Source organism: Parashewanella sp. 2304DJ23-3 (assembly GCF_056591695.1).
Map to the genome: position 1 here is coordinate 1 of NZ_JBWQOH010000002.1, position 17,455 is coordinate 17,455.

14 protein-coding genes and 1 tRNA gene are annotated in these 17,455 nt (G+C 40.7%); all 15 read right to left on the reverse strand.

Annotation, left to right across the window (positions count from 1 at the left end):
* Nucleotides 1-488: 488 nt before the first annotated feature.
* Nucleotides 489-1,937: a hypothetical protein gene (locus AC1EU2_RS05900; protein ID WP_480297086.1), complete on the reverse strand. Its 1,449-nt coding sequence runs from the start codon at nt 1,935-1,937 to the stop codon at nt 489-491.
* A 120-nt stretch (nt 1,938-2,057) separates the two neighbouring features.
* A tRNA-Arg gene (locus tag AC1EU2_RS05905) sits at nt 2,058-2,133 on the reverse strand.
* Nucleotides 2,134-2,421: 288 nt separating this feature from the next.
* Entirely contained in the window at nt 2,422-2,958 is a 537-nt protein-coding gene (gene rfbC / locus AC1EU2_RS05910; RefSeq protein ID WP_480297088.1) for a dTDP-4-dehydrorhamnose 3,5-epimerase, read from the reverse strand.
* Complete coding sequence (gene rfbD, locus AC1EU2_RS05915) at nt 2,955-3,842, reverse strand: dTDP-4-dehydrorhamnose reductase (protein ID WP_480297089.1); 888 nt, start codon at nt 3,840-3,842, stop codon at nt 2,955-2,957. The genes rfbC and rfbD overlap by 4 nt, the downstream gene beginning before the upstream one ends.
* Nucleotides 3,843-3,909: 67 nt before the next feature.
* Nucleotides 3,910-5,265, reverse strand: a complete 1,356-nt coding sequence (gene glmM / locus AC1EU2_RS05920) for a phosphoglucosamine mutase (protein WP_480297091.1) — start codon at nt 5,263-5,265, stop codon at nt 3,910-3,912.
* A gap of 158 nt (nt 5,266-5,423) precedes the next feature.
* Nucleotides 5,424-6,641, reverse strand: a complete 1,218-nt coding sequence (locus AC1EU2_RS05925) for a flagellin (protein ID WP_480297092.1) — start codon at nt 6,639-6,641, stop codon at nt 5,424-5,426.
* Between the two features lie 232 nt (nt 6,642-6,873).
* On the reverse strand, nt 6,874-8,097 hold the full coding sequence (locus AC1EU2_RS05930; RefSeq protein WP_480297094.1) for a flagellin: 1,224 nt from the start codon (nt 8,095-8,097) through the stop codon (nt 6,874-6,876).
* Between the two features lie 273 nt (nt 8,098-8,370).
* Nucleotides 8,371-9,585 (reverse strand): flagellin, encoded by a 1,215-nt coding sequence (locus AC1EU2_RS05935; RefSeq protein ID WP_480297096.1) that lies wholly within the window; start codon nt 9,583-9,585, stop codon nt 8,371-8,373.
* A gap of 268 nt (nt 9,586-9,853) precedes the next feature.
* A complete protein-coding gene (gene flgL, locus AC1EU2_RS05940) occupies nt 9,854-11,038 on the reverse strand; it encodes a flagellar hook-associated protein FlgL (RefSeq protein ID WP_480297098.1) in 1,185 nt (394 codons plus the stop codon).
* A 29-nt stretch (nt 11,039-11,067) separates the two neighbouring features.
* Nucleotides 11,068-12,990, reverse strand: coding sequence for a flagellar hook-associated protein FlgK (gene flgK / locus AC1EU2_RS05945; RefSeq protein ID WP_480297100.1), 1,923 nt, complete (start codon nt 12,988-12,990; stop codon nt 11,068-11,070).
* Between the two features lie 51 nt (nt 12,991-13,041).
* Nucleotides 13,042-14,007 carry a flagellar assembly peptidoglycan hydrolase FlgJ gene (gene flgJ / locus AC1EU2_RS05950; protein ID WP_480297102.1) on the reverse strand — a complete coding sequence of 322 codons (966 nt, stop codon included), beginning with the start codon at nt 14,005-14,007 and terminating at the stop codon, nt 13,042-13,044.
* 31 nt (nt 14,008-14,038) lie between these two features.
* Nucleotides 14,039-15,130 carry a flagellar basal body P-ring protein FlgI gene (locus AC1EU2_RS05955; protein ID WP_480297104.1) on the reverse strand — a complete coding sequence of 364 codons (1,092 nt, stop codon included), beginning with the start codon at nt 15,128-15,130 and terminating at the stop codon, nt 14,039-14,041.
* An 18-nt stretch (nt 15,131-15,148) separates the two neighbouring features.
* A complete protein-coding gene (gene flgH / locus AC1EU2_RS05960; protein ID WP_480297106.1) occupies nt 15,149-15,826 on the reverse strand; it encodes a flagellar basal body L-ring protein FlgH in 678 nt (225 codons plus the stop codon).
* Between the two features lie 10 nt (nt 15,827-15,836).
* Nucleotides 15,837-16,625: a flagellar basal-body rod protein FlgG gene (flgG, locus tag AC1EU2_RS05965; protein WP_129946495.1), complete on the reverse strand. Its 789-nt coding sequence runs from the start codon at nt 16,623-16,625 to the stop codon at nt 15,837-15,839.
* A gap of 11 nt (nt 16,626-16,636) precedes the next feature.
* Nucleotides 16,637-17,380, reverse strand: a complete 744-nt coding sequence (flgF, locus tag AC1EU2_RS05970; protein WP_480297108.1) for a flagellar basal-body rod protein FlgF — start codon at nt 17,378-17,380, stop codon at nt 16,637-16,639.
* Nucleotides 17,381-17,455: the final 75 nt, after the last annotated feature.

A 17,455-nucleotide genomic window follows, 5' to 3' on the forward strand; every position in this document is an offset into this window, starting at 1 on the left:
AGTACGAAGCTGGTGAGGACCAATCCCTAGCACGCTTTGTAATAATGCCACTAACTCAATACCTTCATTTAGTTTCTGTAACTTAACTTCATATTCCGAAATCCACTTATTGAATTTGTTATAGCATTCAAGTTACTGCCTTAGCTCATCAGTAATCAGTGATGGAGGTATTTCATTCTTATTAGCTAACTATTGGAATAGATTTTTTATATTTTTATGCCCTCTTTGGAAGCTAATACCTAACTCGAGTAGAATCAAACCTATTCAGTTTGTGCTGGCCGTTCTGTCTTGATGTATCCTGAGCGAGCTCTTCTAATCACGGGACTATTTGTGCATGCTCATTTTAGAGATAACAGGTTGAACTATAGAATCACATTCTATTTAATATCACTATTCTCAATAACTCGCACTTACGATACTCGTGCTCTTTCATTAGTATCGATTCTTTCATCAACAGCCTGACAAGAATCAATATATGCATGTAAGTTTTATTTATAGGATGATGACTCGAGTCTCTTGATTTCATTAAGAATAAAGTTAAACGCTCTTTCAGAATGCTTTTCTGAAACAAAGTCTATTCGAAGATCGGGAACACAAGATAATAGAGAAGTAAACTCACCGAAGGAAATAAATTGAAATTTCTCACACATTAATTTTGCATATTCATACGCCATAAAATAATTAAAACCAGCTTCAGGTGTACCAGAACTCAATTCTCTTCTCATATACTCAAGTTTCTCTGAATTACTCGGATTACGATTTCCTAGTGAAGCAGCAACTTCTTCATGCACTGCTGCTTTTCGTTTCTCAAGAAACGCTTTCATAGGAAATAACTTAAGTTTTAGGTGATGAATAAAGTCCGAAAAACACTTTTCTGCTAAACAACTTAATAATTGATAGTCCTGTAAGACTATTTTTCGAAGCTGACTATCGCTGAAATAATTGCATGGTTCTGGGGCAAATTGTTTTATTTTTTCTAAACCATCTTTATCTAATCTCTTCTTCGCTTTCTCTACTAACGCCACCAGCATTGGGCTAAGAAATTCATATTTACTCTCAGTCTTTGCTTCTTTTTTTTCTTGTTTGACACTTTGTTGATGGGTTGTTTCTGTTACTAAAGCTGATTTCTGCTCATTCTGTTTTGTTTGATATTCACCTTGAATACCAAGCATAAATAAATAAAATCTCATTTCTTCTTCTTCAGTAAAACATTTACCAGGCTTTAACTTTTCACTTAACCCACATAAAAATTCAGCTAAGTCTTCCTCCCTTTTAACATAATCAACAAATGCTTCTTTGGGAGGAATAGTTAACTTTCCATAACCTTTTTCTTGTCTTTGGCATACTTTAACGGTTACAGAGTAGGCAGTTTCTAGAACGTTATGCTTTACAACTGAAATCTGTTCAAGTTTGGCTGGCTCTTTTTTTATGTCGGTTTGTTTTGCCGATTTTTGTGTAGAGCTTTGCTCTAAAGCGGGAGGTTTTGTTTCTTTGTGTGTTTCATCTTTTATGGATGTGCAAGGGTGGGATATTGTGGCACTTGCCGTTGCCGCTTTTTTTACCGATCTTTGGGCTGTAAAGGGAGCCTTTCGCTCTGAGCTATTCAATTCTTTTATAAAAAAATCTTTTACAGCATTAGCTCTACTGGCTTCTAATTGATTTTTAATTTTTTTTACTTTTCCTCTATGAGGACAATAACTAAAGCACTCTTGAGCTCCATCAAAACAAATAGCCTTAGTGGTATAACTTCTGGTTTCTCCTTCTTTAAACGTTACATTTAAGACACATTGAACCGATTTGCTGTCAACTCGTAAATTGGAAGCAACGCCGTCTAAAGTTGCCTGTTGTTCAGGGTTAAACTCAAAATGCCCTTCTATACTCTCAGACTCAAAGATAGCAAGAGTAGGGAAATGTGGACGTTCAACTGCCGATGCCATATCAAAGTAGCCCATGAGAAATATGCGAAAATATTTTCTCACTAAAGCTCAAGAGAAGCATTAAAGAATGATTAAAGAATATTCACTATCCATTGAAAAATAAAGTGTATAGAGACCATTTGGTCTCCCCACAGGGACTCGAACCCCGATCGTCCGCTTAGGAGGCGGATGCTCTATCCGGTTGAGCTATAGGGAGGTATTGAGAATTATACCCAGATTAACTCACATTAAAAGTGATTGTAATTCTTCACATTAGTATTTCATTAAATTCAAAAATAATCGTAGCACGAGAAAATTATGTTTAACAATAATTAAGATAGCCTAAATACATAAGTATCTGACCATAAATTTCTTCAGAGCTTATCTGAGCCCACATTCAGCACTCTACTACGTTGCAATTCCCCGACATAGCTTCGGCTATGACCCGTCATTGCCCCTTGTGTCACACTAAATCTGAATTCGATAATTTTCAAAGAACTTACTGTTAGGTACTTAACGCTTGAAAATCGATTCCTTGCGTATCTTTTGACGAAATGATCGGCTCACCAAGTAATGGCCAATCAATGCTTAATTCTGGGTCATCCCAGCGAATACATACTTCTGATTTCGGGTGGTATAGATCGGTACATTTGTAAGTGCAAATAGCTTGTTCTGAAAGAACATAAAAACCATGAGCAAAGCCTTCTGGAATCCACATTTGCCTTCTGTTGCTTTCTGAAAGCAATACTCCAACCCATCGACCATAGGTAGGCGAGCTTTTACGGATATCAACGGCAACATCATAAACCTCACCGACAAGCACTTGCATTAGCTTTCCTTGAGGTTGCTCGGTTTGAAAGTGCAAACCTCTTAATACACCTTTTGATGAGCTCGAAACGTTATCTTGTTTAAACTGAACATTTAGCACATTCTCAGCAAACTTAGATTCATGCCAGCTTTCAAGAAACCAACCTCTTTGATCGCCAAATACATCCGGTTCGATGATTTTAACATCAGCAATATCCGTCTCTATTACTTTCATAGTTTAAACTTATTTTGATAAATTGCGGCTTTCCAATCACTTGGTTTTACACCGAATACTGATCGAATTTTTTGATTATTTAGCATCGACATTCTAGGACGTGCTGCTTTTGAGTTTAGCTCGCTTAATTTAATTGCAGAGTAATCTAACGTGTTAATGTCGTAGCTTTGTGACTTCAACACTTCTAGACCAAACTCGTACCAACTGACTTTCGGTTCACCACAATAGTGGTAGTTCCCCCATTGATTAAATTGGCGTTTATCATTTTCAATATGAATTATGATTTGCTTAATTGCGTTTGCTAAATCATCGACAAATGTTGGCCCTGAAAATTGATCATCAACGACAGTAAGCCGCTTATTCTCTTGTGCCATTTTTAAAATGCTACGACAAAAGTTATTGCCCTCTAAAGAAAACAATGAAGCCGTGCGGATGATAATATGCTCATTACAATACTGAGCGATAGCCTGTTCACCTGCTAGCTTAGATTTGCCATAAACGTTCAGCGGATATGTTTCATCTGACTCTAAATAGGAATAATCTTGCTGCCCATCGAACACATAATCAGTAGATAAATGAATAAGAACTGTCTTTTGCTCTTCGCATGCTTTAGCTAAATTTGAAGTACCAGTTTCATTTACACTGTAACAAGCATCTCGATTATCTTCTGCACCATCAACCCACGTATAAGCTGCACAATTTATTACATAATCAGGTTTATTATTTGTAATAGCGTCTCTGACAGAAGCAAGACAAGTGATATCCTGTTGTGACTTATTAAAAGCAATAACTTCGAAGTTATTTTGAAGAAACTGGGTCAGTGAAGTCCCGAGCTGACCATTGGCACCAGTAACCATCACATTGGGCTTTAGAGCATTACTCAAAAACATTGCCTCTTAAACGATAAAGCCTAAGCAAATGCCTAGGCTTTTATTTGAAAAACAAGGTATGTTAGCCAGCTTTACGAACTGCATCCGCAATATATTCAGCTTGAGCCTTGGTCATATCTAAATCTGTAGATTCTACCATTACACGAATCAGTGGTTCGGTACCTGATTTACGCAACAATACACGACCATTTTCCGCTAACACGCCTTCTGCATCTTTTACCGCAGCTTGAACACTTTCAGAAGCAATGATTTCGTCGGCATTATCAGAGCTTAACTTAACATTGATCAAAAGCTGTGGCAGTTTTGTCATATCTGATTTAAGTTCTTCAAGCGATACGCCTGACTCTAACAACGCTTTCAGAACTTGCAATGATGCAACAATACCATCGCCTGTTGAAGCATGGTTGAGACTTAAAATATGTCCAGAACCTTCACCGCCTAAATTCCAACCCGTGGCTTTAAGCTGTTCAACTACATATCGGTCACCTACTTTGGCGCGCTTAAATGGAATATCCAGCTCTTTTAACGCTAACTCTAAACCTAAGTTAGACATTAAGGTACCTACAACACCGCCTTCAAGCTCGTCAGTTGCTTTAGCTTCTTGCGCAAGAATGAATAAAATCTCATCCCCGTCAACAACTTCACCTTTACTGTCAACAAACATCACACGGTCAGCATCACCATCTAAAGCTATACCTAAGTCTGCATGATGTTCAAGCACTGCTGCTTGAAGGCTATCGAGTTTAGTTGCACCGCAATTATCATTAATGTTCATACCATCCGGCTTGTCATTAATGCTAATCACTTCAGCGCCTAATTCAGCATATACATTAGGTGCAATATGGTAAGCGGCACCATTTGCACTATCTACCACGATTTTTAAGCCGTGTAGTGATAGATGCTTCGGGAATGAACCTTTACAGAATTCGATATAACGCCCTGCAGCATCATCGATACGGCGAGCTTTGCCTAGCTTGTCTGACTCAGCACAATCCATAGCATTTTCATTGATTGCTTTATCAAGCAAATGCTCAATTTCAAGCTCTTGAGCATCAGTTAATTTAGTGCCGTCGTTTGAAAAGAACTTAATGCCATTATCATAAAATGGGTTATGAGAAGCACTGATCACCACACCAGCATCAGCTCTAAAAGTCGAGGCTAAATAGGCAACTGCTGGCGTTGGCATTGGGCCAACTAAAGCCACATTGACACCTGCGGCGGAAAACCCAGCTTCCATTGCAGACTCAAGCATATAACCACTGATCCGTGTATCTTTACCGATTAACACTTCTTTGGTACCTGTTGATGCCAGCACTTTACCTGCCGCCCAACCTAATTTCATTGCAAAAGATGGCGTAATAGGAAAAGTACCTACTTTTCCACGCACACCGTCTGTACCAAAATATTTTCGAGACATCTTGATTCCTTCAAAACCACATTCAAAAAATAGCTTGCTACTATACCACAGCTGAATAAGCGATTACATAATGTGAATAAGCTTGAATAAGAGGTGTGATTTAGGCATAAAAAAAGCCAGTCAATGACTGGCTTTAACAAGTGCTTTCTACTTAGAGATTAAAGTAGAGACAATGCTACTTGTGGTAGACCATTTGCTTGAGCAAGCATTGCAGAAGATGTTTGCGATAAGATTTGCTGCTTAGTCATGTTTGCAGTTTCTTTTGCAAAGTCAACATCTTGAATTCGGCTACGTGCATCAGACACGTTATTCGAAATATTACCCAAGTTATTGATTGTGTGACCAAGACGGTTTTGAGTTGCACCTAAGTCTGCACGTTGGCTATCGATTTGTGCAATTGCAGCATCAATTGTTGCAACGGCTGATTGAGCACCACCTGCAGAAGAAATATCAATCGTTCCAACGTTTGAAGAGTTGTTACCACCAATAGTTAAATCTGTTTTGTTACCAGCAGTAAAGGTACCAGCAGTACCACCAGTCCCCTCACCTGTACCAGTAATCTCGATCGTAGTATCTGGTGTACCTTGAGATGAGTTAGCAACAGAACCTGTAAATGAAATTGATTGAGTGCCATCAGCTGCAGTATCAACATTGGCAGCAATGTTTACATCTTGAGCTGCCATCGCCTTATTAATAGCATCAGCAACGCCCCCAGCATCAGTTGCATCATCAATACTTACTGCCACAGTTGTATCTGTACCATCACCGTTTGCTACAGCAAAAGAGAGTGCACCGTCATTATCATTGCCGCCCGTTAGTTCTTGAATACCTGCAGTGTTGATACCACCAGCTGTAATTCCACGGTTATTAGCAAGTGCATCGGCACCAACATCACTCAATGTTACAGAAATAGTTTCGTTAGCCTCTGCACCAACTTGCATAGCTTGAGTGCCGTAAGAACCATCGATTAACTTTTGGCCACCAAAAGAAGTAGTTTCAGAGATACGTGTTAATTCTGTTTGTAACGCACCAATTTCTTTTTGTAGTGCTTGACGATCTTCAGCAGAATTCGAACCGTTAGAAGATTGCAGAGAAAGATCACGCATACGCTGCAAGATATTTGTAGACTCTTGCATCGCACCTTCAGCGGTTTGCGCAATAGAAATACCATCGTTAGCATTTCGTGTAGCCATATCAAGACCATTAACCTGACTGGTTAAACGGTTAGAAATTTGAAGACCAGCAGCATCATCTTTTGCTGAGTTAATACGAAGACCTGAAGCAAGACGCTGCATAGAATCTTGAACGCCCATGTTCGCTTTACCTAAATTTCCTTGGGCCTTCATAGAAGTGACGTTAGTATTTACACTAATCATAGTATCATCCTATTTATAGCTCTGACCAATCAAAGCATGTAGCGCCTCAGTCAGATTGTTGTTATTGGTTACAACTCTTTAACGGCACTTCAATCACTAACTTTAGTGTTTTTTTACTTTTTATTTGACTAATTTTGAAAATAGACTAGCGATAATAGTGGAAGTTATATTTCAACAAGTTGCATAAAAAAGCCAGTCAAAAGACTGGCTTAACTAGGCGTTAATTCAACGATTAAAGTAGAGATAACGCTACTTGTGGTAGACCGTTAGCTTGGGCAAGCATTGCTGAAGATGTTTGCGACAAAATCTGTTGCTTTGTCATGTTCGCTGTTTCTTTAGCAAAATCGACATCTTGAATTCGGCTACGTGCATCAGATACGTTATTTGAAATATTGCCTAAGTTATTGATTGTATGACCTAGACGATTTTGAGTTGCACCTAAATCAGCACGTTGACTGTCAATTTGAGCTATCGCATTATCAATTGTATCAATCGCAGCTTGTGCACCACCAGCAGTTGAAATATCAACTGTACTGATATTAGCAGAATCATCAGCACCAATATTTAGATCGGTAGGAGGAGTAAATGCAGCTGGAGTACCGGGTGTTGCACCATCAGCAGGATTAGTTGCTGCCGTACCTGCAACAGTCATATTAGCCGCAGCCGCACCATTATTACCAACAGCACCTGTAAATGATAAACTGCCGTCATCATTTACATTTGCAACGATATTTCGCCCAGCACTAGAAAATTCTTTGTTAATCGCTTCAGCTAATCCACCAGCATCCGTCGCTGAAATATTACTTAAACTAACAACTTCACCATCATCCGTTGTATCACCATCAGCATTGAAGTCATGAGTAAATGATAATGCTCCATCACCGTCACCTGATGTAAGTGCTGTTACACTTTCTGCACTAATAGTTCCGCCAGTTACTGCCTTAGAGTCTGCTAGTGCATCAGCACCGACATCACTTAAAGTAATAGAAATGGTTTCGTTCGCCTCTGCACCCACTTGCATAGCTTGAGTGCCATAAGAGCCATCAATTAACTTTTGGCCACCAAAAGAAGTGGTTTCAGAAATACGAGTTAACTCTGTTTGCAGTGCACCAATTTCTTTTTGTAGTGCTTGACGATCTTCAGCAGAATTCGAACCGTTAGAAGATTGCAGAGAAAGATCACGCATACGCTGCAAGATATTAGTAGACTCTTGCATCGCACCTTCAGCGGTTTGCGCAATAGAAATACCATCGTTAGCATTTCGTGTAGCCATATCAAGGCCATTGACCTGGCTGGTTAAGCGGTTAGAAATTTGAAGGCCAGCAGCATCATCTTTTGCTGAGTTAATACGAAGACCTGAAGCAAGACGCTGCATGGAATCTTGCACGCCCATGTTCGCTTTACCTAAGTTTCCTTGGGCCTTCATAGAAGTGACGTTAGTATTTACACTAATCATTGTATCATCCTATTTATAGCTCTGACCAATCAAAGCATGTAGCGCGCCTTAGTCAGATTTTTATTGTCGGTTTCAACTTTTTAGCGGCCTATCAATTACTAACTTTAGTGTTTTTTAATTTATTTGTTTGACTAATCTAAAAAATAGACTACCTCAATATTTAAAATCCTTGGTAGGAACTGCAAGAAAGGGAAAAGGGAAGTGAAATAAAAAATGAGAAAAGATAAAACTCGCCATGCTAGAGAATTGGCACGACGAGTATTAAGTTGACTATTAACCTAAAAGTGATAGCGCAACTTGTGGTAACTGGTTAGCTTGAGCCAACATAGCAGAAGAAGTTTGCGATAAAATTTGTGTCTTAGTTAAATTTGCCGTTTCTTTGGCAAAATCGACATCTTGAATACGGCTACGTGCATCAGACACGTTATTCGAAATGTTACCTAAGTTATTGATGGTGTGACTCATACGATTTTGAACAGCACCTAAATGCGCACGGCGATTATCAATTTGAGCGATAGCTTTATCAATTGTCTCAACAGCAGATTGAGCGCCTGCCGCATTCCCAATATCAATTGTACCCACGTTAGCTGAGTTATCAGCACCAATAGTAATGTCAGTGAAGTTACCAGCAGTAAAGGCCGCACCGGTACCACCAGTGTTCTCACCAGTACCAGTAATTTCGATGGCTAAATCTGGAGTACCTGTGGCCGAAGTATTATCAATATTACCAGTAAAAACAACTTCACCATTATCACCGACGCTTGCAGAAATATTAACGTCATTTTCTGACATTACTTTATTGATCGCATTCGCTACGCCACCTGCATCACTCGCATCGCCAATATTTACAGCAAAGTTTGAAGACGTACCATCACCATTTAAGTCAACAGCAAACGATAACGTTGCATCGTTATCAGTTCCATCAGTAAGTTCCCCAACACCGGCAGCTGAGATTCCACCACCTGAAACTGAGCGCCCCTCGGCCAACTTGTCGGCACTAACATCCTCTAGTGTTACAGAGATAGTTTGATTTGCTTCAGAGCCAACTTGGAATGCCTGAGTTCCATATGAACCGTCAATCAGCTTTTGACCACCAAAAGAAGTAGTTTCTGCAATACGTGTTAATTCTGTTTGTAACGCACCAATCTCTTTTTGAAGTGCTTGACGATCTTCTACTGAGTTAGAACCGTTAGCGGATTGTAACGATAAGTCACGCATACGTTGTAAAATATTTGTAGATTCTTGCATTGCACCTTCAGCAGTTTGTGCAATAGATATACCATCATTAGCATTTCTCACAGCCATATCCAATCCATTTACCTGACTGGTTAAGCGGTTAGAAATTTGCAATCCCGCAGCATCATCTTTAGCAGAATTAATACGCAAACCTGATGCAAGACGCTGCATTGACTCTTGTGTACCCATGTTGGCTTTGCCTAAGTTTCCTTGGGCTTTCATAGAAGTGACGTTAGTATTGACACTGATCATAGCTATTCCCCTTAAAATCAAGCCAAAGCCAACTGCCCGGCGAAGATTATTATTTTGTTTTAAATTTATTTGGTCGCATTTTGTAGCCAAATGCCCGCAACATTATTGTGTTATTGCTGGGTACCTCATTGAGGCACGACTTATACTTTTTAGGGCTTACTGCAAGAAAGCAGAGACCCATAATTTGTTGTTAGTGAATCATCTTCAAGCAAAGCAAAGTGATTTAAGTAAAAAGCACTTTTACTGCATTTCACATCAGCATTATTGATTACAGATAATCAAACAAACTCGCTGAACTTACTCTGCTAAATAGGCTTGACGTTGCTTGAAGCGCTACCTGACTTTTTTGGAGTTCAGTTATTGCTTCCGCCATGTCCAGATCTTCTAACTTTGCTTGCGCAGAGGTATTCACTAACTTTGCATCTTCATGTTGGGTGTTATAAGTCTCAAGACTTTTGAGATTAACACCGGCAACACTCCGAGCTGTACTGATCTGGTCGATACCTTGATTTATGTTATCCAATAACTGTGCCATTTCTGCCTGGCCGTTTGGATTTTGCATTTCACCACTCTCAGCAAGCGCAATAGCTCGCTCAACTGTGTCAAAAATGCTTACTGAAGATTGTTGTGAAAAGCTTATTTCATCGCCGACAGCAGGCGTTCCCTCAAATTCGAGAACGGTATCTCCAATGTTAAGAGGGTTGGTAAAAGGAATAGCTGTACCGCCACCTAGTGAAACTTCTATTCCTCCTGCACCATCATCTTGAAACTCTAGTGAGAAACTTGCCGCCGGACTTGCCGGGTTGCCGTCAATTTTTGCCGACGTTACATGAAATTCACCAGTTTGATCTGCCTGATAATTGACACTGTAATCACCTAAGGCATTAGCGCCATTCATGAAAGCTTGGCTGCCTGGAATATTGGTTTGTAGAAGTACACCTTCAGCAACCATGCTCTGTTTTACATTGTCATCACCAGCATATTGAATTTGTCTTGGATCAGTATTAGTAAAACTAAAAGGCTCTGAATCTGTATTAAAGCCAGAAAAAGTATAATTTCCAGATTCATCTTTCGAGTTTGCAATAGACATTAACGCATCGAGATCGCTGCGCAGATCTTTAGCAATGGCATCAAGATCATCTTGGCTGCGAGTACCATTATTCATCTTCAGCATATTGTCTTTAATATTTCGAGATAACGATTCCGCATCACCGAGCGTTGATTCAGCATTGGCGAGCCGACCTTCTGCATAGTCAATGTTCTTTAAAAATTGATCTATCAAATTATTCTGCTGATTGAAGTTATCAATGGTTTTCGACGCAATAGGATCATCCGCCGCAGTATTGACACGCTTTCCAGAGGAGATTTGCTCCAAAGACTTTTGCGTATCAGCTTGATGACGCAAAATACTGCTGGTATTACTATTGAACATTTGTGAAGTTGAAATGCGCATCACATCAATCCTTAAATTTTGCGTTAAAGTTAAATGGCGTTAAATAGAGTATCGAACACTTGCTGAGCCGTAGTCATCACTCTCGCAGAAGCTTGATAAGACTGTTGGAATCGAAGCAAATTTGATGCTTCCTCATCAAGGTTTACGCCAGAGTCACTTTGCACTCGACTGTGTGCTTGCTGATAAACAGCATCGGCACTGACTAAACGAATTTCAGACCCTTTAGTTTGCGAACCAATATCTTGCTTTGCATCTTGATAAACATCGATTAGGGTTGATTTACCATCATTCATCAGCTTCTGTTCACTGAGTCCTGCAAGTTTAACGGCATTGGAGTTATCACCCGGTTTAGGCGTGAAATCTAAAGTGAATGAAGATGATTCAGAGGCGGTTGAATCGATTTCAATATCGACACCCAGTGCAGAAATCGTTGCTGGGCTTCCAGCAAAGGTGCCAGAAGCACCTGCAATAGGGGCGCCATTCGCATCCGAAATTGAATAAGTTGCAGGAGATACAGTGGTATCAAGGTCAACCGTAATAGGAGATTCAAAACCAGCCGCATTTCGGTCAAGATCAATAATTTTCACGTTGGTATTACTAGAATTACCATCAGCTGCAGTGACAAAACTATCCGGGCTACCTGCTGCAATTTCTTTTGGATCTGTCATGGTAACAGCAATGCCTGAAGCCGCACTACCATTAGGGCGAATGGTAAAACTATCACCTGAGGCTAGATTAGTCGGGTTATCAATTTCAACACTAAAGCCATCAGCGCCAGAAAGAGTATTGCCCGTTAGCGTTAATGTTTGCTCATTCCCTGTTTCACTATCAACTAACTTATAGTCAGTTCCATCGTAAGTAAGTTTGTATTCATTGCCTGACAGGGAAGAAACTTCATCAATATTTACCGATAAATTAGCCGTACCAGTGTTATTCGGATTCGCGCCTACACGACCAAAACTCATTGATGGGTCATTAATGTCAGTAAAAATAGGTTTACCCAAGTTACCGTTGAGATCGACGCCTTCAGCTTGTGTTTTATTGAAGGCATCTGCAACACCTAGAGCAAACTGACTAAGCTCTTGTTGAGCGTTGAATAAGCTATCATCGCGGTACTCAAATAAAGCACCTAAACTGCCACCAACATTACTACCATTAAGCGGTACTTCTTTATCGCCGACTTTAGCAACTATTTGGGTACTATTCGGGAATGGATCACCAGTCTTTACCTCAAGTGGTGTTGCTGACTCACCCGTTACCAACATAGTGTTGCCACCAAGCATAATACTTTTAGCACCACCATCGAGCGGAATCACACTGATGTTGCCAAATTTACTCATTTCTTGAATGATGCTTTCTTGACGATCAAGCAGTTGACTGTTCTCACCGCCGTTTTCTCTGAGCTCAAGGTTAATTTTTGCGAGTTCACTACTCAGTTCATTTAACTGCTCTACTGAACCAGAAATTTCACCATTGGTATTTTTTACCTGATCATCCAAATGGTTTTGCATTTGATTGATGCTCTGTGCCATTTGAGTAGCTGAGCTTAATACCGTAGTGCGAGAACCGATATCATCGGGCAAATCAACCAAGCCATTCATTTGTGCAAACATATCATTAAGACTATTTGGCACTGACTTGCCGATTTCTGAAAATAACTGGTCTAATTGAGAGAGCTTACTAAAAGAGGTTTCTGCTTCACTTAAGGTTGACTGGCCAATTCGAAGCTCACGAGAAGCAAATTCGTTATAAATGCGTTTTACATCAGAAACATAACTGCCTGAACCGTAATATTCGCCACCGACTTGACGTGCACCCAGTGTCGATTGTGTAGCAACCTGACGGTGATAACCTGCGGTATTTGCATTGGCAATATTATTACTGGTCACAGCTAATTGAGATTGTGACGTCAATAATCCATTACGACCGATATTCAATAAATCATTAGACATTAGCTGTACCTTTTACTGCTTAAATTGAATTCTTTAAAAACATACATGCCACTACTTCCCTGCCACGACGGACTTCAATACCGACATCACTTTTTGTGTGTAATTAGGGTCAGTTGCATAACCTGCTTTTTGCAAGCCATTAATAAATTGCTCAGGTTGTTTTGCTGCTTTTAATGCTTCTTGATAGCGCTCACCGCTAGAAAGGAAGTTGACGAAGTCATCAAAGCTTTGTTTGATGCCATCGTAAACCCTAAAGTCAGCTTGTTGCTTTACTGCAATACCTTGTTCAAACTCCAAGGTGCTGACTTTGGCTTTGTTTCCTTCCCAGCCATTTGTTGCTTTTATATTGAAAAGATTATTGCTGGTTTCACCGTTCGATTGGCGAACCATTTTTTGTCCCCAACCTGTTTCTAACGCTGATTGCGCAATCAGCACTTCTGGCTGTGTTCCTAACTTATCCGCTGCTTCTTTTGCATATGGGTAAAGCTGGTTTATAAAGTCTGTCTTATCGGCAAAACCTTGTTTTGCCTCTGTCGGCGTAATCTTGCCGCTTACTACATCATTAATGATATTCAAATCTTTATCGGCTACTTTTTGAGCATCATTAATTTTTATATGGCTTGGCAGTGTTTTCTGAGTTAGTAAGTCATCACCATTAATCGGTAATTGCCCATCATTACGCAATGTCGATGCAGGTTTTATCTTACTGGTTTCAGGTGATAGCTGTTCAACCATCAAATCTGCGATACCGAGCGTACCTTTGTCAGACAGGTCGATAGAAAGCTGTTGGTCACGCATTTGCTCGTAAAAAGCTGTGTATTGCGTGTTAAACGGACTGTCTGATTTAAAAACCTCATTGGCATCACGCATACTCTTCATCAGCATTTGAACGAAAATCCCTTCAAATTGCTTTGCCACTTCTTTTAATGCGCCTTGCTCGTCTTTTTGAGCTTGAGATCTCAATTGATCTAAACCACCCAGTTCGAGAAAGTTTGATGCGTTTGCTAGCTTTTCCATAAACAGACCGTCGAAACTCCAATGCCAATAATTAGATAACTATCAGTTCACCTTGCAATGCGCCTGCCAACTTTAATGCTTCAAGTATCGCAAGTACGTCAGATGGTGCTGCACCAACTAAATTCACTGCTCGAACTAATTCATCCAATGTGGTTCCTGGGTTGAATAAGAACATGCGTTTGTAATCTTCAGAGACATCAATATTTGAATTAGTCGTCACGGCTGTTTCACCTTGACCAAATGCATTAGGTTGTGAAACTTGTGTTTGCTCAGCAATCGTGACTGTCAAGCCACCATGAGTAATCGCTGCTGGTCTTAATCGCACTTGTTGACCAACCACGATTGTGCCGGTGCGTGAGTTAACAATCACTTTGGCTGCTTCTGCTGCTAAATCGACATTTAAGTTTTCAATAACGGCTAAGAATGAAACACGTTGAGAAGCATCACGAGGGGCGCTGACTCTTACTGAAGTCGCATCCAATGGCATTGCAACATCTGGCCCTAACAATTCATTAATGGTATCTGCCATGCGTTTTGCCGACGAAAAATCTGGTCGGTGTAAGTTGAATGTTAAATAATCACCATTTGCAAAGGGCGACTTCACCTCTCGTTCAACAATGGCACCATTAGGAACACGACCCACAGTTGGGGTATTTTGTATGACTTTAGAGCCGTCGAGCCCTTCAGCACTAAAACCACTGACGACAAGACTGCCTTGTGCGATGGCGTACACTTTTCCGTTTACCCCTTTGAGGAAAGTTTGGAGTAATGTTCCACCACGTAAACTTTTGGCTTCACCAATGCTTGATACAGTGACATCAAGATTCTGCCCCGTCTTAATAAACGGTGGCATATCTGCATGAACAGCCACAACGGCAATATTTTTGATCTTTGGTCTAAAACTGTCCGGCAAATTAATGCCGAAATTTTTCAGCATGGTTTTAAACGTCTGCTCGGTATAACGCGTCTTTTCACCCGTTCCCGGTAAACCCACCACTAATCCGTAACCGATCAGTTGATTGTGACGAACACCCTGAATGTTTGAGATGTCTTTAATTCTCTGAGCAAAAACCTCAGTGGTTAACAGCATCAAGAGCAAACTTAGTATTACTTTTATTCTCATCACCTTGATCTCCATAACCTAGAAAGGCCACCAATCACTTAAGAAAAACTTATTCAGCCAACCCACTTTTTGCGCTTCTGCGAAGGTGCCTGTTCCACTATATTGAATTCGTGCATTTGCAACTCTATTAGAGTCAATCGTGTTATCTGGACGAATGTCTTCACTCCGAACTAGCCCAGTAATTCTAATAAATTCATCACCATTGTTGATGGATATCCATTTCTCACCACGCACCACTAAATGGCCATTAGAAAGTACTTTCATTACATTGGCCGAAATACTGCCTGAAAGACTGTTACTTTGATTGGCATCCGATTCACGGCTGGTATCAAATGAATCTTTATATCGAAAATCAAGTGGCTTCCCTTTAAGAGTGATATTGGCACCACCACCGAAAATTGGATCTATCGAATTCGCATTCGACTTTGTGATTTCGTTCGTCGCACTTTTTCGTGCTTGCGTAGCCTCAGAAAGGTTAATCGTGATGATGTCGCCCACTTTATGTGCACGAATATCAGAATATAAACTCGCCGCTTCCGCATCCATGTAGATAGAACCTGTTGGCTCGACGCTCGTAGGAGGAGTATCTGGGTACACTGGTGCATAAAATGGATCATCAGGAATTGGCTTGTGACTAGTAGAATTACAAGCTGAAAGTAAAACAACCACGCTAACAAGAAATAAACTACGCATCATCAGTCACCCATTACAGATTTTGGTTAACGTAAGACAGCATTTGGTCAACGGCTGAAATCACTTTCGAGTTCATTTCGTAAATACGCTGACTTTCAATCAAGTTCACTAATTCTTCAGTAACGTTCACGTTTGACGTTTCAAGCGCACCTTGACGAATGGCTCCCATACCGTCTAATGCTGCAGTACCTTGAATGGGTGCTCCACTTGCCCCTGTCTCTAAATACAAGTTTTGCCCCATTGGCTCTAGACCTGATGGATTAATAAAATCAGACATACTGAACTGACCCAACACTTGGTTTTCTGCTGCGCCGTTAGTTTTTACAGATACTTCACCTTCCGCAGACACGGTTATGCTGGTTGCATCTTCTGGAATCGTAATCGCAGGCTGAATAACATAACCCGCACCTGACGTTACAATTTGACCTTGGTCATCTAAACTGAACTGTCCATTACGGGTATAGGACGTACTGCCATCTGGCATTTGGACTTCAAAGAAACCAGGCCCTTCTACCATCAAATCTAACGAATTATCTGTGGTCAGCATGTTTCCTTGGGTAAACTGCTTTTGCGTGGCAACCACTTTGGTACCTGCACCAATGTTCAAACCATTAGGTAACTTGGTGTTATTTGCACTGATACCACCTGCCTGATTCACTGTTTGATAGAGTAAATCTTCAAAAACAGCTCGGCTTTTTTTATAACCAACCGTACTGGCATTGGCGACGTTATTTGAAATAACCGCAATATCTGTTTGTTGGGCGTCAAGCCCGGTTTTGCTTATCCATAATGCCGGATGCATGACATACTCCCCTAGCTCATTCTCATCATTTGAGCAGAAGCACGATCGTTATCTTCTGCCGTTTTCATCATTTTCACTTGCATCTCGAACTGACGCTGAATATCGATTAATGCAACCATTTCTTCAACGGCACTCACATTACTGCTTTCGATTGCGCCACTTTCCAGTGCTACATCTAAATCAATCGGTTGAGGCTGCCCCGACGAATGTCTGAATAACCCATCTTGACCTCGCATCAGCTCTGCTGTTTCAGGATTTACGAGTTTGATGCGACCAACTTGCTCTAACGCTTCAGCTGGTGCACCTTGAGGCCTGACGGTAATGGTTCCATCTTGGCTTATTTCTACTTTCTCGATGGGTAGCGGTAACACTATCGGACCGTCTTGCCCCATAATTGGGTTACCACGGTCATTTTGTAATAAACCCGTGGTGTCAAAACTCAAGCTACCCGAGCGGGTGTAAGCTTCTTCACCTTCTGCGCTTTGCACCGCTAACCAACCATCACCTTTAACGGCAACGTCAAGATCTCGACCTGTTGTTTTGATTGCACCGGATTGAAAATTGGCGCTAGGTTGCTCTGTCATTGCAAACACACGTGTTGGCAAACCATCACCAAAAGCTTGCATTGAGCGAGCTTGCGCCATATCGGCTTTAAAACCATCGGTATTTGCATTGGCTAAGTTATTGGCACGAACAGCCAATTCAGCCATATTTTGTTTAGCACCGCTGGCGGCGATATAAAGCAGCTTATCCATTACTCAATCCGTCAAAACTTAATACTTATGATGAATAAAGCATCGAACGTGCCAATTGATTAGAGCCGAGTGTTT

Bases quoted from the DNA above. Each gene is read 5' to 3' on its own strand.
- AC1EU2_RS05900 (WP_480297086.1), bottom strand. From the start codon at position 1,937: ATGGCATCGGCAGTTGAACGTCCACATTTCCCTACTCTTGCTATCTTT.
- rfbC (WP_480297088.1), bottom strand. From the start codon at position 2,958: ATGAAAGTAATAGAGACGGATATTGCTGATGTTAAAATCATCGAACCG.
- glmM (WP_480297091.1), bottom strand. From the start codon at position 5,265: ATGTCTCGAAAATATTTTGGTACAGACGGTGTGCGTGGAAAAGTAGGT.
- AC1EU2_RS05925 (WP_480297092.1), bottom strand. From the start codon at position 6,641: ATGATTAGTGTAAATACTAACGTCACTTCTATGAAGGCCCAAGGAAAT.
- AC1EU2_RS05930 (WP_480297094.1), bottom strand. From the start codon at position 8,097: ATGATTAGTGTAAATACTAACGTCACTTCTATGAAGGCCCAAGGAAAC.
- AC1EU2_RS05935 (WP_480297096.1), bottom strand. From the start codon at position 9,585: ATGATCAGTGTCAATACTAACGTCACTTCTATGAAAGCCCAAGGAAAC.
- flgL (WP_480297098.1), bottom strand. From the start codon at position 11,038: ATGCGCATTTCAACTTCACAAATGTTCAATAGTAATACCAGCAGTATT.
- flgK (WP_480297100.1), bottom strand. From the start codon at position 12,990: ATGTCTAATGATTTATTGAATATCGGTCGTAATGGATTATTGACGTCA.
- flgJ (WP_480297102.1), bottom strand. From the start codon at position 14,007: ATGGAAAAGCTAGCAAACGCATCAAACTTTCTCGAACTGGGTGGTTTA.
- AC1EU2_RS05955 (WP_480297104.1), bottom strand. From the start codon at position 15,130: ATGAGAATAAAAGTAATACTAAGTTTGCTCTTGATGCTGTTAACCACT.
- flgH (WP_480297106.1), bottom strand. From the start codon at position 15,826: ATGATGCGTAGTTTATTTCTTGTTAGCGTGGTTGTTTTACTTTCAGCT.
- flgG (WP_129946495.1), bottom strand. From the start codon at position 16,625: ATGCATCCGGCATTATGGATAAGCAAAACCGGGCTTGACGCCCAACAA.
- flgF (WP_480297108.1), bottom strand. From the start codon at position 17,380: ATGGATAAGCTGCTTTATATCGCCGCCAGCGGTGCTAAACAAAATATG.